Annotated in this window: 13 protein-coding genes; all 13 read right to left on the reverse strand. The window is 58.1% G+C overall.

The window, feature by feature from the left end:
- Window positions 1-7: 7 nt before the first annotated feature.
- Complete coding sequence (locus F4X57_08420) at window positions 8-718, reverse strand: hypothetical protein (protein ID MYC07180.1); 711 nt, start codon at window positions 716-718, stop codon at window positions 8-10.
- A gap of 60 nt (window positions 719-778) precedes the next feature.
- Complete coding sequence (locus F4X57_08425; protein MYC07181.1) at window positions 779-1,372, reverse strand: Uma2 family endonuclease; 594 nt, start codon at window positions 1,370-1,372, stop codon at window positions 779-781.
- Complete coding sequence (locus F4X57_08430; GenBank protein MYC07182.1) at window positions 1,356-2,273, reverse strand: homoserine kinase; 918 nt, start codon at window positions 2,271-2,273, stop codon at window positions 1,356-1,358. The genes F4X57_08425 and F4X57_08430 overlap by 17 nt, the downstream gene beginning before the upstream one ends.
- 403 nt (window positions 2,274-2,676) lie before the next feature.
- Complete coding sequence (locus tag F4X57_08435; protein ID MYC07183.1) at window positions 2,677-2,868, reverse strand: hypothetical protein; 192 nt, start codon at window positions 2,866-2,868, stop codon at window positions 2,677-2,679.
- A gap of 231 nt (window positions 2,869-3,099) precedes the next feature.
- Complete coding sequence (gene mutS, locus F4X57_08440) at window positions 3,100-5,691, reverse strand: DNA mismatch repair protein MutS (protein MYC07184.1); 2,592 nt, start codon at window positions 5,689-5,691, stop codon at window positions 3,100-3,102.
- 540 nt (window positions 5,692-6,231) lie between these two features.
- The gene (locus F4X57_08445) at window positions 6,232-7,260 is read right to left on the reverse strand and encodes a 6-bladed beta-propeller (GenBank protein ID MYC07185.1); all 1,029 of its coding nucleotides are present in this window, start codon (window positions 7,258-7,260) and stop codon (window positions 6,232-6,234) included.
- A gap of 148 nt (window positions 7,261-7,408) precedes the next feature.
- On the reverse strand, window positions 7,409-9,034 hold the full coding sequence (locus F4X57_08450; protein MYC07186.1) for a sodium/proline symporter: 1,626 nt from the start codon (window positions 9,032-9,034) through the stop codon (window positions 7,409-7,411).
- Between the two features lie 106 nt (window positions 9,035-9,140).
- On the reverse strand, window positions 9,141-10,277 hold the full coding sequence (locus F4X57_08455) for a DUF1501 domain-containing protein (protein ID MYC07187.1): 1,137 nt from the start codon (window positions 10,275-10,277) through the stop codon (window positions 9,141-9,143).
- Between the two features lie 166 nt (window positions 10,278-10,443).
- Window positions 10,444-11,844 carry a DUF1800 domain-containing protein gene (locus F4X57_08460; GenBank protein ID MYC07188.1) on the reverse strand — a complete coding sequence of 467 codons (1,401 nt, stop codon included), beginning with the start codon at window positions 11,842-11,844 and terminating at the stop codon, window positions 10,444-10,446.
- 156 nt (window positions 11,845-12,000) lie between these two features.
- Window positions 12,001-13,170 (reverse strand): mandelate racemase, encoded by a 1,170-nt coding sequence (locus tag F4X57_08465; GenBank protein MYC07189.1) that lies wholly within the window; start codon window positions 13,168-13,170, stop codon window positions 12,001-12,003.
- Between the two features lie 35 nt (window positions 13,171-13,205).
- The gene (locus F4X57_08470; protein MYC07190.1) at window positions 13,206-13,958 is read right to left on the reverse strand and encodes a ferredoxin--NADP reductase; all 753 of its coding nucleotides are present in this window, start codon (window positions 13,956-13,958) and stop codon (window positions 13,206-13,208) included.
- Between the two features lie 124 nt (window positions 13,959-14,082).
- Window positions 14,083-16,881 (reverse strand): molybdopterin-dependent oxidoreductase, encoded by a 2,799-nt coding sequence (locus F4X57_08475; protein ID MYC07191.1) that lies wholly within the window; start codon window positions 16,879-16,881, stop codon window positions 14,083-14,085.
- 130 nt (window positions 16,882-17,011) lie between these two features.
- The gene (locus F4X57_08480) at window positions 17,012-17,797 is read right to left on the reverse strand and encodes an MOSC domain-containing protein (protein MYC07192.1); all 786 of its coding nucleotides are present in this window, start codon (window positions 17,795-17,797) and stop codon (window positions 17,012-17,014) included.
- Window positions 17,798-17,844 lie beyond the last annotated feature (47 nt).

Raw genomic sequence — 17,844 nt, forward strand, 5'->3', positions numbered from 1 at the left:
TCAGTCATCAGTTCTTCGACATTTCGGTCGAGTTCAGAAGAGCGTATTCCTTCTGCCACACTGCGTCATTATTTTTGGTGAATTTCACGTAGTTGTACTCGTCCAATACTTTCGCAAGAGAGTTGCCGCAAGATACCAATGAACTTATAGCATCTTCACGACTATGACCTTCATTCTCCACTACCTGTCTAATGGCGAATTCAGCGAGTCTTTGCATTCGTGGCAGGAAACGGTAAGCGTAGCCCTTCCCTTTTGTATCACTCCCGAGTCCATATCCACCTCTGATAGCATCATCCCACATAATAAAAAGTGAAGGATTGATTGCGTGCAGGATTTTTGATGCTGCGGTCGAAGAAAATGTTGTCTTCTTCTGATTCCGTTTCATAGGAGTGTATTGGCATTCCGCGATGGTATCAAAGGACTCGGCTATCAATTGGCGGTGATCCATGAAATTGTCCAATACGGTCAAATCTTCCAACTCCAACAGATTCGGTAGTACTTGACTTATAGTACGCTGGAGGACTTCCGCATTTATCTGGTCCCACCTAAAGTTGCTGAACGCTTTGAATTGAGCAAGGAAATTTCTAAGGCTATCAATCATTGGCTGATCAATTGCTTGCACATTCCACTTTGCAAAGAAACCAGCATAACTTTCGTCATAGGCTGTTTCAACTCTATGATATTCTTCGTACCCTAGGCGTATAGCTTCATACAACATATACACCAACCATCCTTCGCCAAACTATAATCCCAATTATACCCATCCCGTCCATCGATGTTAGCCCCTCGCCAACTTCCCCTGAAATACATCGTCCAAGTCGATGGTCAGATTCCCCAGCGTCTCAGATACGAGGGCCTGGCCAGTGCCGTACTCGCCTGCGTCTTCGAGTTTGCCATCGCGCAGCAGTAGAACTGCGAGTTTGCGCTCCCGCGGATCGACAAGCCACATCTCTTTGACGCCGTGCCGTTCGTATAGTTCGCGCTTTCGCGTTCTGTCAAGCCTTGATGTGGACGGCGACAGAATTTCCACCACCAAGTCCGGGGCGCCCCGAACATTCGCCGCCGTGATTATGTCAGCGCGATCTGCTGCGATAAATAGCAGGTTAGGCTGCGCTACATCATGGTCCGTAAAGATAACATCAAACGGCGCGCAGTAGAGTCGTTCCAAGCCAGATTGGCGCACAGATTGCAACAGATGTATCAAGTTCATCAGGATGGCCTGGTGAAACTCGCTTGGTGACGGAACCAAAATCAGCTCCCCGTCAATCAGCTCGTAGCGATCGTCTCCCGGCAAGTTCGCGTAGTCTTCGTATGTGAGTTTCGCCTTTGTCTCCAGCTTGACGTGCAGTGTAATGTCAGTCCTCCACCACATGCGCCCCCAGTAGGGTCGGCTTGGTTACCTTTATTGCGCCGTCGACGCCGGACTTCATCGCGGCGTCTGCCATTTCGTATCCGATGGTGTACTCTCGATCTCGCGCCAACGCCAGCACGCTCGACCCCGCGCCTGACAGGAAGACTCCAAGCGCACCTGCCGACATCGCGGCGCGGAATATGTTCTTCATCGGGAAGAACAATTTCTGACGCGCGGGCTGGTGCAGCATGTCTTCGGTCGCGGTTTCGAGATGATTGAGATTGCCGCTCGCCAAGGCGTTAACCAGCAGCGCGGTTCTGCCTATGTTGAACACGGCGTCTTGCCTGCTAATCGTGGGCGGCAGCACGCCTCGCGCTTCGTCGGTCGCCATCGGCACATCGGGCACGAACAGGATCGTCTTCAGTTCGTCCGGAACATTCACGGGTTCGGTCAAGTAGCCGTCGCCATCGCTCACGACTATGCGGCAGCCGCCAAGTATCGCCGCCGCGGAGTTGTCCGGATGTCCTTCTATTTCGGCGGCGAGTTCCAGTATGCGCTTGGACGACAGCTTGGCGCCGCTCAGCTCGCTGCCCGCAAGCAAGCCACCGGCGACCGCCGCCGCGCTGCTGCCAAGCCCGCGCCCGAGCGGTATCTCGTTCTCGCAGGTAAGGCGCACCGCCAGCGCGGGAATGCCTAGCCCGTCGTAGATGCGCTTGAAACTCTGGTACACGAGATTTCCGGCGTCGGTGGGTAGGCTGTCCCTCCCCTCGCCGCTGATGGAGACAACCTCGCCGCCGGACACCGAACTGTCCCGTTCCACGACGATGGTGTTCCAGATGTCCAGCGACATCCCCAAACAGTCGAAGCCGGGGCCCATGTTCGCGGTCGTAGCCGGCACTCTTACTTTAACTGTCGTTGTCATGACTTCTGTCCGTTATCGAAAAACGGTTTTGCGTGTTAAGGTCTGCACTCGGACTGAGACTTCAGCCCTATCCTAATCTTGCCCTACCACATTCCTGCATCAAGTAGGTAAGGACTGTTGCACCTGCCTAACCATTTGCCCTAGACATCTACGCCCAAGTGACAACGGAAGGCTGCGGCTCGTCCGCATAGATGGTATGGAATCGGTGTCAGATGCAAGCCTACCAGATGCAAGCGCGCGGATAAAGGCGCACGGGGATGCGGTGCGAAATTGCCGGCTGGCATTTGAGAAGAGCATATCCCTCTCGATGTTCGAATGTGCTATCCGGTCATCAAAAGGGATCGTCGTTTGGAGGCATACCGCAAATTGTCAGCCGATTGACACTGCGGCAGCGGATGCAGCGCTATGCGGCGACCTTGGTCTTCCGCCTGCGACCGGGCTTGCCACGCGTCTTCGCCCAGTCAAAGTTGGTCTTCGGCTCGGGGATGATGTCCTTCGTGTAACCGCACTGGAGACACTCTCTGTAATCGCCGTACATGTCCCTCGTCAGCTTCAGGTCTCCAGCGCACCTGGGACATGCCTTGAACTCTACCATTTCGCTTGTTCCTTCCTTTCTCCGCTGGTGTCGCGGGTCTGCGATACGCAGCTTTATGTATTCATAACTCCCAATTAAAGCTGCATTGCGACATTGCATCAATGAATACTCTAGCCTTACGACACATTAATACAAGCGCGGGTCAATATCTATATGATATTCACAATAGGTAGTATTATTTTCCGCAATACTATGGCGACCCGTCGCCTAGTCATGCTTGATGTGCGAATTCTATTGATCTTCCCTTGCGCGTTCCTGTAATTCATACAGACGGTTGATGGCATCGAGCGGCGTCAGGGATGCGACATCGATGGCAAGCAGCTCATCGACGACGGGCGACGCGAATGTGAGCAGAGGCATCTGCTGTGCTTGGACGCCGCCCTTGCGTCGCGATGCCGCGCCTTTTGCCTTGCTGCTGTTCTCTAATTCCGCGAGCACTTTCCACGCACGGCTCACCACACCCGACGGCATTCCGGCGAGACGCGCCACATGCACGCCGTAGCTGCGGTCTGCGCCGCCCGGCGCGATGTTGCGCAGGAACACGACCTGCCCCTTGTCCTCGCTCACAACCACGTTGTAATTGAACGCGCGTGGCAGCGTATCGGCGAGCTGCGTCAGTTCGTGGTAGTGTGTAGCGAATAGGGTTTTGCATCCCAGCCTAGGGTTGTTGTGGATATGCTCCGCGACGGCGCGCGCGATTGCGAGTCCGTCGTATGTGCTTGTGCCGCGCCCGATTTCGTCCAGCACGATTAGCGAACGGGGCGTAGCGTGGTTAAGAATCGCCGCTGTTTCGACCATCTCGACCATGAATGTGGACTGCCCCATCGCGAGGTCGTCCTGTAATCCCACGCGAGTGAATATCCGGTCACACACGCCGATGCGCGCTGATTCCGCAGGCACGAAGCTGCCAATCTGTGCCATAAGTGTGATGACGGCGACTTGCCGGATGTAGGTCGATTTGCCCGCCATGTTGGGGCCCGTCAGTATGATGAGCTGCTCGCCGTCGCTTGCCAGAGCGGTGTCGTTGGCGACGAAATCGCCGGGCGGCAGCATGCGTTCAACGACGGGATGCCGCCCTTGCTTGACGACAATCGCAGCACCGTCGTCGAGGACCGGGCGCACATAGCCATGCAGCGACGCCACTTCCGCGAGCGATGCGAACGCGTCAATGTTGGCGATGGCTCGGGCAGTGCGCAGTATCGGTTCGGCGTAGCCCGCGACCTGCTGGCAGACCTGCCGGAAGAGCGCGGATTCCATCTCGCCGATGCGGTCTTGCGCGTTTAGGATGAGCGACTCGTACTCCTTCATTTCGGGTGTGATGAAGCGCTCGCCGCCCACGAGCGTCTGCCGGCGCACATAGTCGTCGGGCGCCTGCTCGAGGTTGGCATTGCTAATTTCGATGTAGTAGCCGAACACGCGGTTGTATCCGACCTTCAGCGACTTGATGCCGGTGCGCTCGCGTTCTTTGTGCTCCAGCCGCGCGATGTAGTCTTGCGCGTTGCGAGATGTGCCGCGCACTTCATCGAGTTCGGGTGAGAAGCCTTGCCGAATCACATTCCCGTCGCCGACGCTTATCGGCGGGTCGTCGCCGATCGCCTGCCTGACTAGCTCAACGACCTCGCCGTTATCCGCGATGCGCTCTGCGAGCCATTCCACCTTGTCCGCATCGTCGTCTTCGCGCAGCAAGTCTTTGATTTTCGGCGCGGCGTCCAGGCTGTTGGCAAGGCTGACGAGGTCGCGCGGCGTGGCGTTGTGTCCACGGACCCTGTTCACGAGTCGTTCCATGTCGGACACGGATTCGAGCAGCATCACGATGCGCTCTCGCCGCAGTGCGCTGCGATGGAACCATTCCACGGCGTCCTGCCGCCGCAAGAGTCGTTCGACATCGAGCAAAGGCTGCCCAAGCCAGCGGCGCAATAGCCGTCCGCCCATCGATGTCTTGGTGGCGTCCAGCACGGACAGCAGTGAGGCGTTCACCGCGCCCCAACGTCCGCCTTCGTACAGTTCTAAGTTGTGGCGAGTCTGCGCGTCCAGAATCATATAGTCGGCGGTGGAGTGCGTGTACAGCGTGGTAATCTGCCCGATGGCGCCGCGCTGAGTCTGCTGCAGATAGTCGATGACCGCGCCTGCCGCCCTTGCCGCGAGTGGCTTGTTCTCGCAGCCGAAGCTCTCCAGCGAAGCGACGCCGAAGTGGCGCAGCAGCGTCTCGCGCCCCCAGTCTGCGTGGAATGCGTCCTGCAGGAGCGGCGTAAGCATTACATCGCCGTAGTCAGGCATATCTTCGCCGTCTTCCGGGAGACTGTCTTCCGGCACAAGCAACTCGGATGGGGTAAGCCGCGATAATTCGACCGGGAGCTGCGCCAGATCGAACTGCGCGGTGGCGAATTCGCTGGTGGTGATGTCAACCCACGATAGCCCTACGCTGTCGCCTTCGACCAGCAGCGCGGCGAGATAATTGTTCGCATTGCGCTCCAGAAGTGCGTCCTCGATGATGGTACCGGGCGTCACCACGCGCACGACCTCGCGGTCAACGATGCCCTTTGAAGTCGCCGGATCGCTGACCTGCTCACATATCGCGACCTTATGCCCCTTCTTGATGAGCCGCGCCAGACTTGCTTCTAGGGAGTGATACGGGATGCCGGCGAGCGGCACGCGCTGCCCTTTGCCGAACTCGCGCGAAGTCAGCGCAATCTCCAGCTCGCGCGAGAGCAGCCGCGCGTCGTCATCGAATGTTTCGTAGAAGTCGCCCATGCGGAACAGCAGGATTTCGTCCTGATGCTCCCGCTTGACTCCCAAGTACTGCCGCCGTACGGGTGTGGTCATTCGCCTTGCTCATACGCAGTCGTCAAATCCAGCCAATACACAATGCACATATATTAGCGAGTTTGAGCGGTACAATTAAAGGAACTTACGATACATTTACATTTGACTATTTCGTATAGCCATATCGTAACAGCATATCTTGAAGTGAGCATCGGCAATGAAGCGCAGCAGTATTCCGAAGGATGAAACGATGACGACAGAAGAGAAACTCACCAATACTCAAAGGTCCATCGGGCAGTGCAAGAACCAGATGATTCCAAGCTTAATGACTTCAGTGCGCTAATCGAACGGGACTGACGATCTGCGCTTCAGCGTTTATGAAATAGACTTGCACATCGCCCATTCCGAAAGCGGAAACCTGCCGTCCTTGTTGGGCAGCAATACAATCGACCGATGACGAATAGACTCGACCCGAGCAACGACACATTGGAATGTATCGTCCGCTCAACCGACACTGTAACCTAGCCAGCGCATAACGACCCCGCGATTCATTGAATCTGGCGGGGTCGTTTCTTACCATGCTTTCGGCTGAATATGTGCCTATGTCACTTCAAGCGTTACGTTGCGCAAGGGGGCGGCGTATTGCGTACGGTCTAGTTCGACGGCTTCCTTTTGGTAGATTTGCACGCGGTAGGACTCGTAATCGGGGATGAATAGACGGAATTCGCTGTCTATTCTGACGGAGCGCGGGCGGCGCAGGCGCTTTTCTTGCTCTAGATCGCCCATTTCGCGCAGCCGGTTCGGTACGGCATTCGTGAGCATGTAGGTGCGCGCGATTCTCGAAAGCGTGGCGTCGCCGCCGAAACTCCAGATGTACTGCCCCTCCGCGTTGAACATCAGCACACGGTCGTTGCCCCAATCCGCTACATAGATGTCGCCGTGCGCGTCAACGGCGATGCCGGTCGGACGGTTGAACTGCCCAGGTCCGCTGCCCGCCTCGCCGCCGACATTCTTCACTTCGCCGTCTGCGGAGAATATCTGGAAGCGGTTGTTGCCCCAGTCCGCGACATACACATCGCCCAGCTCGTCTACATGCACGCCGCATGGCAGCTCGAACTGCCCGGGTCCCGCGCCGTATTCGCCGAAGCCGCCTAGGTACTCGCCGTCCGGCGTATAGCGCTGGACGCGGTGGTTTTTGGAATCTACGACGACCATGTTGCCGTCAAGATCGAAGGCGATGCCGTTGGGCGCGTCGAACTCGCCGTCGCCGTCGCCGTAGGCGCCCCAGCGCGAGACGAACTCGCCGTCCGGATTGAAGCGAGAAATCTTGTGCGTCGCCTCGTCGCTGACGAATATGTCGCCTGCATCATCGACAATTATTTGTACGGGCCAGACGAACTGCCCCTCATTTGTGCCATATCCGCCAAAGCCCTTGAGGTCGGCGGACAGCGCCTCGGAGTCGTCAACCGACCATATCCGCACGCTCGATCCGCCTTCGGAGCGCATCAGGATTAGCGCATCCCCATTCTTGGCGAATGCGATGTCCGCAGGAAAGTTCGTTACGCGGCGCATTCCAAGCGTCCGCAGATAAGGGTAGCCAGCTCGCAGCAATCCGTGTGGTCTGGTCATTTATTGTCTCCTCGTGCAAGTGGGTGGCTTGCGCCAGCCGGGTGGTTTTAGCTGTTTCTTGCCTATACCGCTTACGATGATGTTTGGCGGTATTGTCTTCCAAGACTATGCCATAGGGGCCGTAATTGGAGTATGGGACGATGCGTTGCTAGTCAGCGGCAGCGGGTATGAGTGCGCTCTCGCCAGGGGTTATGTCTTGCCAGTCGGGAGAGTTTACTTCGTCGAACTTGTCGGTGATTTCGTCGGTCGGTGGGGCGGTAAGTAGGGTCACGCCTATGGCTAACAGCATCGCCAGGACGAAGCCGGGCGTTGCCGGGTTTAAGTTCCACACGCCGACTTCTTGCAGGCGGTTGACCGTCGCGCCGAAGCCTAGCGATTCAGTGAAGCCGACTAGCCCGTCGTGGCGCAAGCCCATTAGCCACCAGAGAGTCGAAACACCCGCGCCTGAGAGTATCGCGGTCAGCGCGCCCCACAGATTGAAACGCCGCCAGTACAGCGCCAATATCACCACTGGCCCGAATGCGGCGCCCATGCCTCCCCACGCCAGCGAGACCAGCGCGAATATGGAGTCCGGCGAAATCATGGAAATCATCGCGGCGAATACGCCGACCGTAATCAGCAGCAGACGACCAATCCACACGCGCATATCCGCGCTTAGCGAGTATGTTATGCGTCGGAGAATGGGCAGGTCGTCTGACGCGATCGCGGACGCCAACAGCAGCTGCGAGTCCGCTGTGCTCATCACTGCCGCTATGACTGCCGTCAGCAGCAGACCGGCGACTATCGGATGGAAGAACACGGACGATACGACTATGTACAGGCGCTCCGCATCCGGCAGCGCGACACCCTGGGCGGCGAGCGCGGGCGCGGACACCAAGCCCATCAGCAGCGCAAGCCCGAATATGAGGATGAGCCATATGAGTGCGATAAGACGGCTTCTTGAAATAAGGCTCTCGCGTTCCAGCGCCATGAAGCGCGCCGATATTCGCTGCGAACCTAGCGCGCCAAGTCCCCAGCCGGCCGCGGACAGGAAGAACATCACGCCAAGCACTTCGCCGCCTGCGTTGGTGAAGGGATTCCAGAATCCGGGCGCGGTGGATTCCAGCGCCTGAAACGGGTTGGTGGTGGTTAGTATCAGCGTAACCGGGATGATGAGAAAGCCGGTCAGCATTATCAACGCCTGAAAGACATCGGTGCGCGACACGGCTAGGAAGCCGCCGATGAAGGTGTACGACACGATGGCTATCAGCGTTATCAGCACCCCAACATCGTGGAGCGCGGCGATCGCAATCGGGCTTTGCAGGTCGAATACCTGGTCAAGCAGCTTGGCGCCGGCAATCAGCCCGGAGCAGACATACAGCGTCATGAAGTACAGGGTGATGATGCCCGAAAGCGCTCGCAGCGTGCCGCTCGTGTCGTTAAAGCGCTTTTCCAAGAACTCTGGAATGGTCAGGGAGTCGCCGGTGGCTATGGTGTAGCGACGCAGGCGTTTGGCGAGTATCGTCCATGCCAACCACGCGCCGAGTATGATACCGACAATCGTCCAAAGGTGCATCATTCCAGCCGCGAATGCCAACGCGGGGAGGACGAGCATCGTCCAGCCGCTTGTGGCAGAAGATGCAGAACTGAGCGCGGATGTTACAGAGCCGAGCTTGCGGCCAGCAAGCACATAGTCGGTCATGCCGTCCATGTGCCGTGCACGCAGGATGGCGATGCCTATCAGAATCGCGAAGTAGATTAAGAAAACGAAGAATATCCAGAGGGAGGCTTCCACGAATTCCTCCTATGCAACGCCCACCCGCCGGCAGATATACTTACCGACGGGTGGCGAGAGTACGATCTGCGCTGGGCTGCCATTTGCCTCACCTGTCTTGTCTGCCCTAGTTGGCAAACGGATTAATCTGCTCGTACTCGCCTTTGACGATAGGCTTCGCGTCGATGTCCAGTACCTGTTCAAGCAGTGTGGCGTAGATACCACGGAAGTCGATGGTGTGCTTCAGGTCTTCGCCGTGCTCCCATTCGGCAGGGTCTAGCGACGGGTATTCGCTGTACAAGCCGCCGCTGACATTCTTGCCGAAGATGTACGCGCCGCCGCCTGAGCCGTGGTCCGTGCCGCTGCCGTTGTCGCGCATACGCCGCCCGAACTCGGTGAACACGAAGACGGTAACATCGTCCGATGCGTCGTGCTCTTCGATGTCGTCGAGGAAGTCGGAGATTGCGCCGGATAGTTCATTCATCAACTTGGGATGCGAGGGCATCTCGTTGGCGTGCGTGTCGTAGCCGCCGTGCGATGTGTAGAAGATGCGAGTGCCCAAATCGGCGAGGTGCACGCGGGCGACATCGCGCAGCTGCTTCGCAATCTGGTTGTCGGCGTACTCAACGCTTGAGCTATAGTTGTCGGCGACATCGGCGAGCATGTCCGCGCCTTTCAGCACATCCAAGCCGGTCTGCCCAATGTACTCGGCGACCGCGCCGCTGCCGATTGCCTGCCCGTACAAGCCCTTGAACGCGTCGAGCGCCCTGTCGCGTAGGCGTTCTTGCTCAATGCGCGTCATTACGCCGTAGCCTTCTAGGTCGCCGATGGACGTTACAGGTACGCCGGTAACGGACATTGCGCGCGGCAAGCCCATGCCGATGTTCACGCCGGTGAGTACATTCTCGCCGCTAGGGTCAAGTTCCCGTACCGCCTGGCCTAGCCAGCCGTCGTTGCCCACGCGATCCGGCTCTGCAGTGTGCCAGATGTCCATGCCGCGGAAGTGCGAGCGATTGGAGTTCGGGTAGCCGATCCCTTGGATAATCGCCATCTTGCCCTCGTCGTAGAGGCGCTTGAACGGCGCAGCGTTCGGGTTGATAGCGAGCTCGCCGTTGATGGGCAGCACTTCGTCCTGCTTCATCACGACCGTCTTGCGCGCGTCGTAGTAGTGCGGGTTGTTGTACGGCACAATCGTGTTCATAAAGTCGTTGCCGCCCGTGAGCTGCACTACGACCAGCGTCTTTTCCCTGCTCTTGGTGGTCATATTGTCCCCCATCTATTATCGCTTCACAGCGTATTTATCCTGACAGGCACATTCTCGTTTCCGTTCATGGTGAGCACTTCGGCAAGCTCAGCGCAGGCTCTGTCGAACCACGCTCACAGTATTACTGTCCTTCGACATGCTCAGGGCTAACGGCTTATTTGGGATACTATGCGAACTGGTAATCAACGGTCGATGCCGTCATCTGCAAGAGATTGTGCACGCCGACCGATGCGCTATCGTCCTTGATGTTGCGGAGTTCCTGCGCGTAGTCCACCAGCGATGCGTATGTCTGCTCGCTGACGCTGATGCCGCCTAGGATGTCCAAGCAGCGGTCAACAAGCTCAGACGGTTCTGCGTCCAAGTCTCCGATGCGCTGCACCATATCGGACACGCCGGGTTTGTTCATGTCGTCGAACTGGCTTTCCACGAAGCCGATGCGCTCGCTGAGCGTACCGGAGTCTATCCATTCGTGCCCGGTGTGCCAGCCTTCGACCGTTGGCGGGTTCATCAGACGCTGCCCCATAATAGCCATCGGTCCTTCGATCAGAGAGCCGTTCAGCGTGGTGATGGCGAGCTGGAACATACCGGGCTTGGGGCTGCTGAACTCACCTGTCTGCTTCAGCACGCCTGCGACGAGCTCGGTCGGGCTTTTCACCTTCTTGAACTGGCGCGCGTTTTTGAAGAAGTCGGAGTTGAACAGCTCGGACAGCACAGCGCGCATCTGTCCGCCGGTGTCGAGGAACACGCGGCTGAGTTGCTGAATGGCGGCTTCGTCCTTGGGCGGTTCCGTCGCCCACGACGGCACTTGTACCTCGTCTTCCACGAAGAAGTTGTACAGGTGGCGCGAGATAAAGCGCGCGGTAGCAGGCTGACGCACGATGATGTCGATTATGTCCTCGCCATCGAAGTTGCCGGTCTCGCCGAGGAATGTCTTTTTGCTGTAATCATGGTCGTCCGCGACGAACATGAACTCGGCGGGATAGTGCCCGTTAGGATACAGCGAAAGCGGCTGCCGGAATGTCCATCCGGTGAACGCGCGAGACGCCGCTTTGATGTCGTCTTCGGTGTAGTTACCCACACCCATCGAGAACAGTTCGAGCAGTTCCCTGCCGTAGTTCTCGTTGATTTCGTCCTTGTGGTTCTCGTTGTTGTCCAGCCAGAAAAGCATCGCAGGGTCGCGCGACAGTTCGAGCAGTATCGTCTTCATATCGGTCAGCCCGACATTGCGGAACATTTCGATTTCGCTGTACAGCGATGGCCCATGTTCGCTCTTGCCCCACGCCACGGGGAATATGTGATGCAGGAACAGCGACATTTTCTCTTCGAGCGGGCGCTGCGTGTTGACCATACGATACAGCCATTTGCCCACATGCACGGCGACCGGCTCGCCGCCGTAGTAGCGGTCGATGAGTGTAACATCCAGCTCTGGGAATCGCTCCGGATTAACGAGGCCGTCCACAATTTCTTCGTAGGTATGCTCGCTCGACAGCGCGTCAAGCTCGGCGGGTGTTGCGCCGAAACCCGCGCGCCGCATCAGGTGCGCCACAAGCGCTCTATCCGATTTCATGCTGCGTTCCTCCTGTGCGTTCCCTCATCATCCGCGAGGGGTATTTCCAACTTTCTCGCGTATTCTATCCGATTGCCCGTTCTATGACTATACAATCAATAGTATTCAGTCAGTCTAACCGGCGATAAACTGAATTCAACAATCAATCCGGCCGGTCTATTCGATGACCATTTCTCCTTTTTTGTACCTGGCGATGCCGTCCCAGTCGTATTCAACGCCAAGCCCCGGGTCCGACGGCACCGTAACGCACCCATTCGAGTCGATCCCTTCCAACCCGTCGTAGTAGCCGCACTTGTACACCGGCATCCGCGCTCCCAACTTGGGATGCACTAGCCCAATCTCGTAGAAATTGGAGTTTCGCATCGCCGCCATGCAGTGCCGCTGCGCCGGGCCCGCGATATGAAGTTCAACATCCATGCCGAAGCCTTCGGCGGCGTGCGCTATCTTCATCACGCCCGTAATCCCTCCGTCGTACTCCGGGTCTGCCCGCCAATAGTCCGTGGCTTCCGCCACCGCCATGTCGGTGTGCCCTTCAACCATGTGCACATGCTCGCCCTGAAGCAGAGGTGTCTTCAGCGACTGCCTTAGTCGCTTGTGAGCCTGCAATGAGACTCCGCCGTCGTTCATCGGGTCTTCGTACCAGAAGAAGTTGTTGTCATCACAGGCAAGCCCAACGCGCAGCGCATCGCCGTATGTGTCATAGACGCAGCACGGATCGGTCATTAGTGCCATCTTACCACCGACTCGTTTGCCCACCGCGTTCACGGTGGCAATCTCTTGCTCGATCGGTGCCGCTGCCCAAGAGTGAATCTTAAAACCCTTATATCCCATCTCCAGGCACTGCTCCGCAAAGTCTGCATATGCATCCGGAGAACTCAGCCCGTCCGGGGAGCGATCGGCGTGGTAGGTGCTCGCGTAGCACGGCAACTTCTCACGGTATCCGCCCAGCAGTTGGTGGACTGGCGCGTCGAACAGCTTGCCCGCCAAGTCCCACAGCGCGATGTCGATAGGCCCAATGCCCATGCGGTCGTGCTTCCGCAGGATCATCTTCGACTGGCGATAGAACAGCTCGCGGTCTAGGGCATTCCTTCCAATAAGGAACGGCGCGATCATCTCTATCTGCTCGCGGTTCGCGGGCGTGCCGCTGATGTACTGTCCGGTCACCCCGATGTCCGTCTCGATGCGGATAGCCAAAAGCCTGCGGGTGCCTCGACTGCCCGGCTCGTAGAACGGCCCCGCCGCGAACGCCAGGTCCGTAGTAACATTCTCGGTAGGAAAGCGATACGAAGTCAGATTGATCCTGCGTACTATCGGTGTTTTCGTCATAAGTTGCCACTCCGTCCCGCCTGTGAATACAGGGTTTAGTCTTCCTTCCAGAAGCGCTCTTCGTCAACGGTGAAGCCTTTGGGTACTAGGCGCGCCTTAACATCCTCGATCATCCCCGGGTGTCCGCAGGCGTAGATTAAAGTGTCGTCAGCGTTTAAGCCCAGCCGCTCTACCTGCTCTTCAACAATGGCGTTGACGCGACCTTTTTCGCCTTGCCAGTTGCTGTTGCGCTCTTCATTGGGGCGACTCACGGTTGGGATGAAGGTTACTATGTCAGGGTATTCGGCTGCGTAGCGCGACAGTTCGTCGTCGTAGCCGAACTCGTCGTCGTAGCTTGCGCCTTCGAGCACGAAGAAACGGTGTCCGGTCTCGCCCTTGTGCAGGTAGTCGCGGATGAAGCTGATGTACGGCACCACGCCGGTTACAGTCGCGACGAGTAGGTGGTTCTTGAAATTCGGGTTGAATATGAAGATGCCTTTGGCGCGCGGCCGTATCGTCAGCTTGTCGCCGGCTTGCAGCGCGTACAACAGGGGCGTCAGATGCCCGCCCTCTTCGTACGGCACAAGCTCGATGAACAGTTCGATGCGGTCTTCGTGCGGCGCAGAGGCGATAGAATACGCCCGCTCGATGCCCTCGGCGCCGATGGTGCAGTACTGGCCAGGCTTGAATGTGAAGCCGTCCGGCTTTCCGATCCACATCAACCAGTGGTCAGGTGTCAATTCACGCCGCTCGAGGATATGGGTTTCAGCCAGTTTTGGCCTTATGCGGGTCCGCCTTGCTGTGGTCAATGGTTAATTTCCTCCGTGCTGATTAGTTTGCTTGATATTGATTCCGATTGGGTTGCTCTTGATTGGGTTGAGGTTGTATTTGCTTCTTTGCTAACCTTCTCCCAGAAGGGTAGGGGACTTTGCCTTAGTCTGCGGCGGCGCCTACGGCTACTTTGACGATGCTGGCGGAAACTAGGGGCAAGCCGTCGATTTTGAGCATTGGGTCAGGTGAGCGGTCCCGCTCTATGTCGCTTATCATTTCGCCAAACAGCGCGGTTACGGATAGCATGCCGCGCTGCGGTCCGCCTATGGTCGCCGTGCCGTAGAACCCGCCGCCATCGTACATCACATGCACTTCGTCGCCTTCGACGATGCCGAGCGATTCGGCGTCATCGACGTTAATCTCAACTAGGTCGTCTCGTTCTATGGTGTGGCGACCGCGCACGGTCCGAATGTCTATCGCGCGCTCCGGCTGGTTCAGCACGCGACCGCGCGCGAGCACGAACGGGTGCAATTCGTCGTCGTGCGCCGGTGGTTCGATGAACGACATCGGCGACATCGCGATTTTGTTGGCTTGCAAATGCGTCGCGTACAGCACGGTGGTGCCGGGCATGTCGGCGGCGGCGCAGGGCCATTGCAGCGTCTCGCGGCGCAGCCTGTTGTACGATATGCCGCCGTATGGCTGCCACAGCGTGGCGAACTCGTCGAACACGGCTTCCGCATTGGCGTAGTCGAAGCCCTGCGCGCCCAGGCGCTTGGCAATTTGGCAGATGATGCGCCAATCCGCGTCCTCGTCGCCCTTCGGTCCGAGCGCGGGATTGAGCAACTGTACGCGCCGTTCGATGTTTGTGTATGTGCCGTCTCTATCCGCAAATGTCATTGATGGCAGCACCACATCGGCGATTTCGGTCAGTTCGTTGGGGAAGATGTCCTGCACCAGCAAGAAGTCCAGCTTGTCCGCCGCCTCTACGAATTCGCCGAGTTCGCCGTTAGTGAAGTTCGCGCTGTCGCCAATCAGGTGCAACGCCTTGATTCTGCCGCTTTCGATTGCGTCCGTTAGCTCGCGTATGCCCACGCCTTCTTGCGATGGTAGTTCATTGCCGCCCCAAGCGGACTCGATGCGCGCGCGCGCATCGTCGTCCGACACTGCGCGGTATCCGGGCAGGTACTGAGGTGTCGCGCCGACATCCTTGGAGCCTTGTTCGTTCGCGCCGAGGAAAAGCGGGTACAAACCGGTCGATGGCTTGCCCATACTACCGGTGGCAAGCGCGAGATTCGCCAGCGCGCGTACGCAGTCTTCGCGCAGTTCGGGAGCGAGCGTTTCGAGCGCGTAGAGGATCGCGCCGGGCTTGCTGTTCGCGAACAGTCGCGCGGCGGAGCGGATTTCGTCCGGCGACAGCCCGGTGACGCGCTCGACCTTGATCATATCGAACGCCCAAAGGCTGTTCTTCAGTGCATCTAGATTGTCGCAGGAATCGCGCTGGAAGTCGTGGTCGCCCAGCGCCTCGTCCATGATGACGCGCAGCATGCCGCCGATAAGCGCCGTTTCGCTGCCGGGCAAGGGTCGAAGCCACTGCTTGGCGTGCCGTGCCAGTTCCGTCTCGCGCTGGTCGATTACGATGAGATTTGCGCCGGCCTTCACCGCCTTCTTTATTGGAACGGCGATGACGTTCTGTTCTTCGGTCATATTGGAACTGACGACCATTATCGTGCTCGCCTGTTCCAAGTCCCAAATCGGGTTGGTCGCGGCGGCGCGTCCAAGCATCTCTCCTAGCGGCGCAGTCAGCTCCGGGCGCAAGTTGGACGATATGTCCACATTGTTGCTGCCCATCGCCACGCGCGCGAACTTCTGCGCTACGTAGTTGTCTTCGTTCGTGCCGCGCGGCGATACGACGATGGCGTATTGATTGCCCTTGTACTTGCGGAGCCGGTCTGCGGCGGTGTCAAGCGCGTCGGGCCAGGACACCTCTTCAAGTTCGCCACGCCGCTTGATTAGCGGCTTGCTAATGCGGCGGCGCGTGTTGTTCACGAAGTCAAGCCCGAATTTGCCCTTGAAACAGACTTGCCCTTGGTTCGCGGGAGCGTGGATGTCCGTCGTCGGGCGAATAAGGCGATTGCGCTTATCGATTTCGAGGTTCATCTGGCAGCCGACCGGGCAGTGCGGGCAGATGCTCTGCACGGTATCGACGGCTTTGTCCCACTTGTACTTGCGCTCGACCAGCGCGCCGGTGGGGCATACATCGATGCACGCGCCGCAGAACTCGCAGCCCGATTCCAGCAGCGATGTGCCCTGCGATGTGCCGATCAGCACGCGGTCTGAGCGTTCGAGCAGCGTCAGCGCGCTGTCCCCGCGCACTTCGTCGCACACGCGAACGCAGCGCGCACAGACGATGCACAGGTTCATGTCCATCTCCCAGTATGGGTCGCTGACTGCGAGTGGCAGGTTGCGGTTGTTGTACGACAGCGGCGATTCCATGTCCATTTCCAAGAAGCGCACGGTGTCTTTGAGTTCGCAGCGTTCGTTCTTGGGGCAGGTAACGCACCTGTCGTTGACCGACACATGGCGCAGGCATATGTCGGACGGACCGCAGAGGTCGATGCGGTGGCAGGTCAGGCAGCCGTGCGGGTGCTCTGATATGAGCAGGTCCATAATGCCGCGACGCAAGCCTACGAGGTCTTCGGAGTTCGTGGTAACGCGCATGCCGGGCATGACAGGCGTCGTGCAGGACGCGGGGCTGCCGGGCAGCGGGCGATAGTTGCCTTCGCGGTCGGGCGCTTCCGCAGTTACCACGCACATACGGCATGCGCCGAACGGCTTCATACCGGGGTAGTAGCACAGGTATGGGATGTATATCCCAGCGTCTGCCGCCGCCTGAATGACCATCTTGTCCGGCGTCGTCTGCACTTCGACGCCATCGATAGTTATGGTGATTTGGTCTGCCATACCTGTCTCCGTTCCCGTTATTGGATTTTCTCAGTTTCAGATTTCAGTTTCGGACTTCTGGCGCTGTTGTCGATATTATTGCAGCAAATGAAAGCGCATGTCCGCGCCAAATTGCAAGTCAGTCCGTAAGTCAGTCTGCGATACGCAGTTCGTCGCCGACGGACACGCTGCCGGGTGTAACGACAGAGCCGTACACGCCGAAGCACGCCGCCTTGTAGGTTGCATAGGGTCGGTAGCCGAGTATCAGACGTGGCGTGTCCATATCGTGCTCGCCGGTGTCCGGGTTCAAGGTGGTTATCGCGCAGCGCGGGTCGAGCGCTTCCACGCGAAGGCGCACTTCATCGCCCACGCTGACTTCCTTGCCCAGCCACGAGTCTTCTTCGTGCGCATCGCAGCCTCCCAGCAGGAAGTTCGGCCTGAAGCGGCGATATTCCAGATCGACGCCGTGCTGCGGGATTCTGTCTTGCGCGACATCGCCAAGCCGTTCGATGGACGCCTGCGAGAGCAGCGTAACCGGGTATGCATCGAAGCATTCGCCGGGGTTGTCCGTCATCACAAGCGACAGTTTCGCGTCGCAGAAGGCTGAGAGTGCCTGTGATAACTCACCAGTATCTATCTTGCCGCTGACCATGCGCCGGAAAACCTTTGTCTTTACGCAATCGCCCAACTTTGGGCTTGCGCTGACTGATTCGCCGCTTGGGAAGTCCAACCGCAGCGTATCGGTGGTGATGCAGTAATCAGCGCCGACTTGCGCAAGCTTGCCGATTTGCCGCTGTGTTATCATCGCGCCGTCATCATCAATCAGCAGAAATCGCCTGTCCTCTTCGACACCGCTCGTGCCGAGTTGAACCTTCGACGGGCTGATGAGTGCGAGGGATTTCACGGGTGCGATGTGTATGGACTTGATAGCAGGCACGGGCTTCGTCCTATCTGATATGCGCGGCTGTTGTCCCCGCGCCAAGA

Source organism: Chloroflexota bacterium (assembly GCA_009840355.1).
In the GTDB taxonomy this organism is placed as follows: domain Bacteria; phylum Chloroflexota; class Dehalococcoidia; order Lucifugimonadales; family JADFKI01; genus Bin90.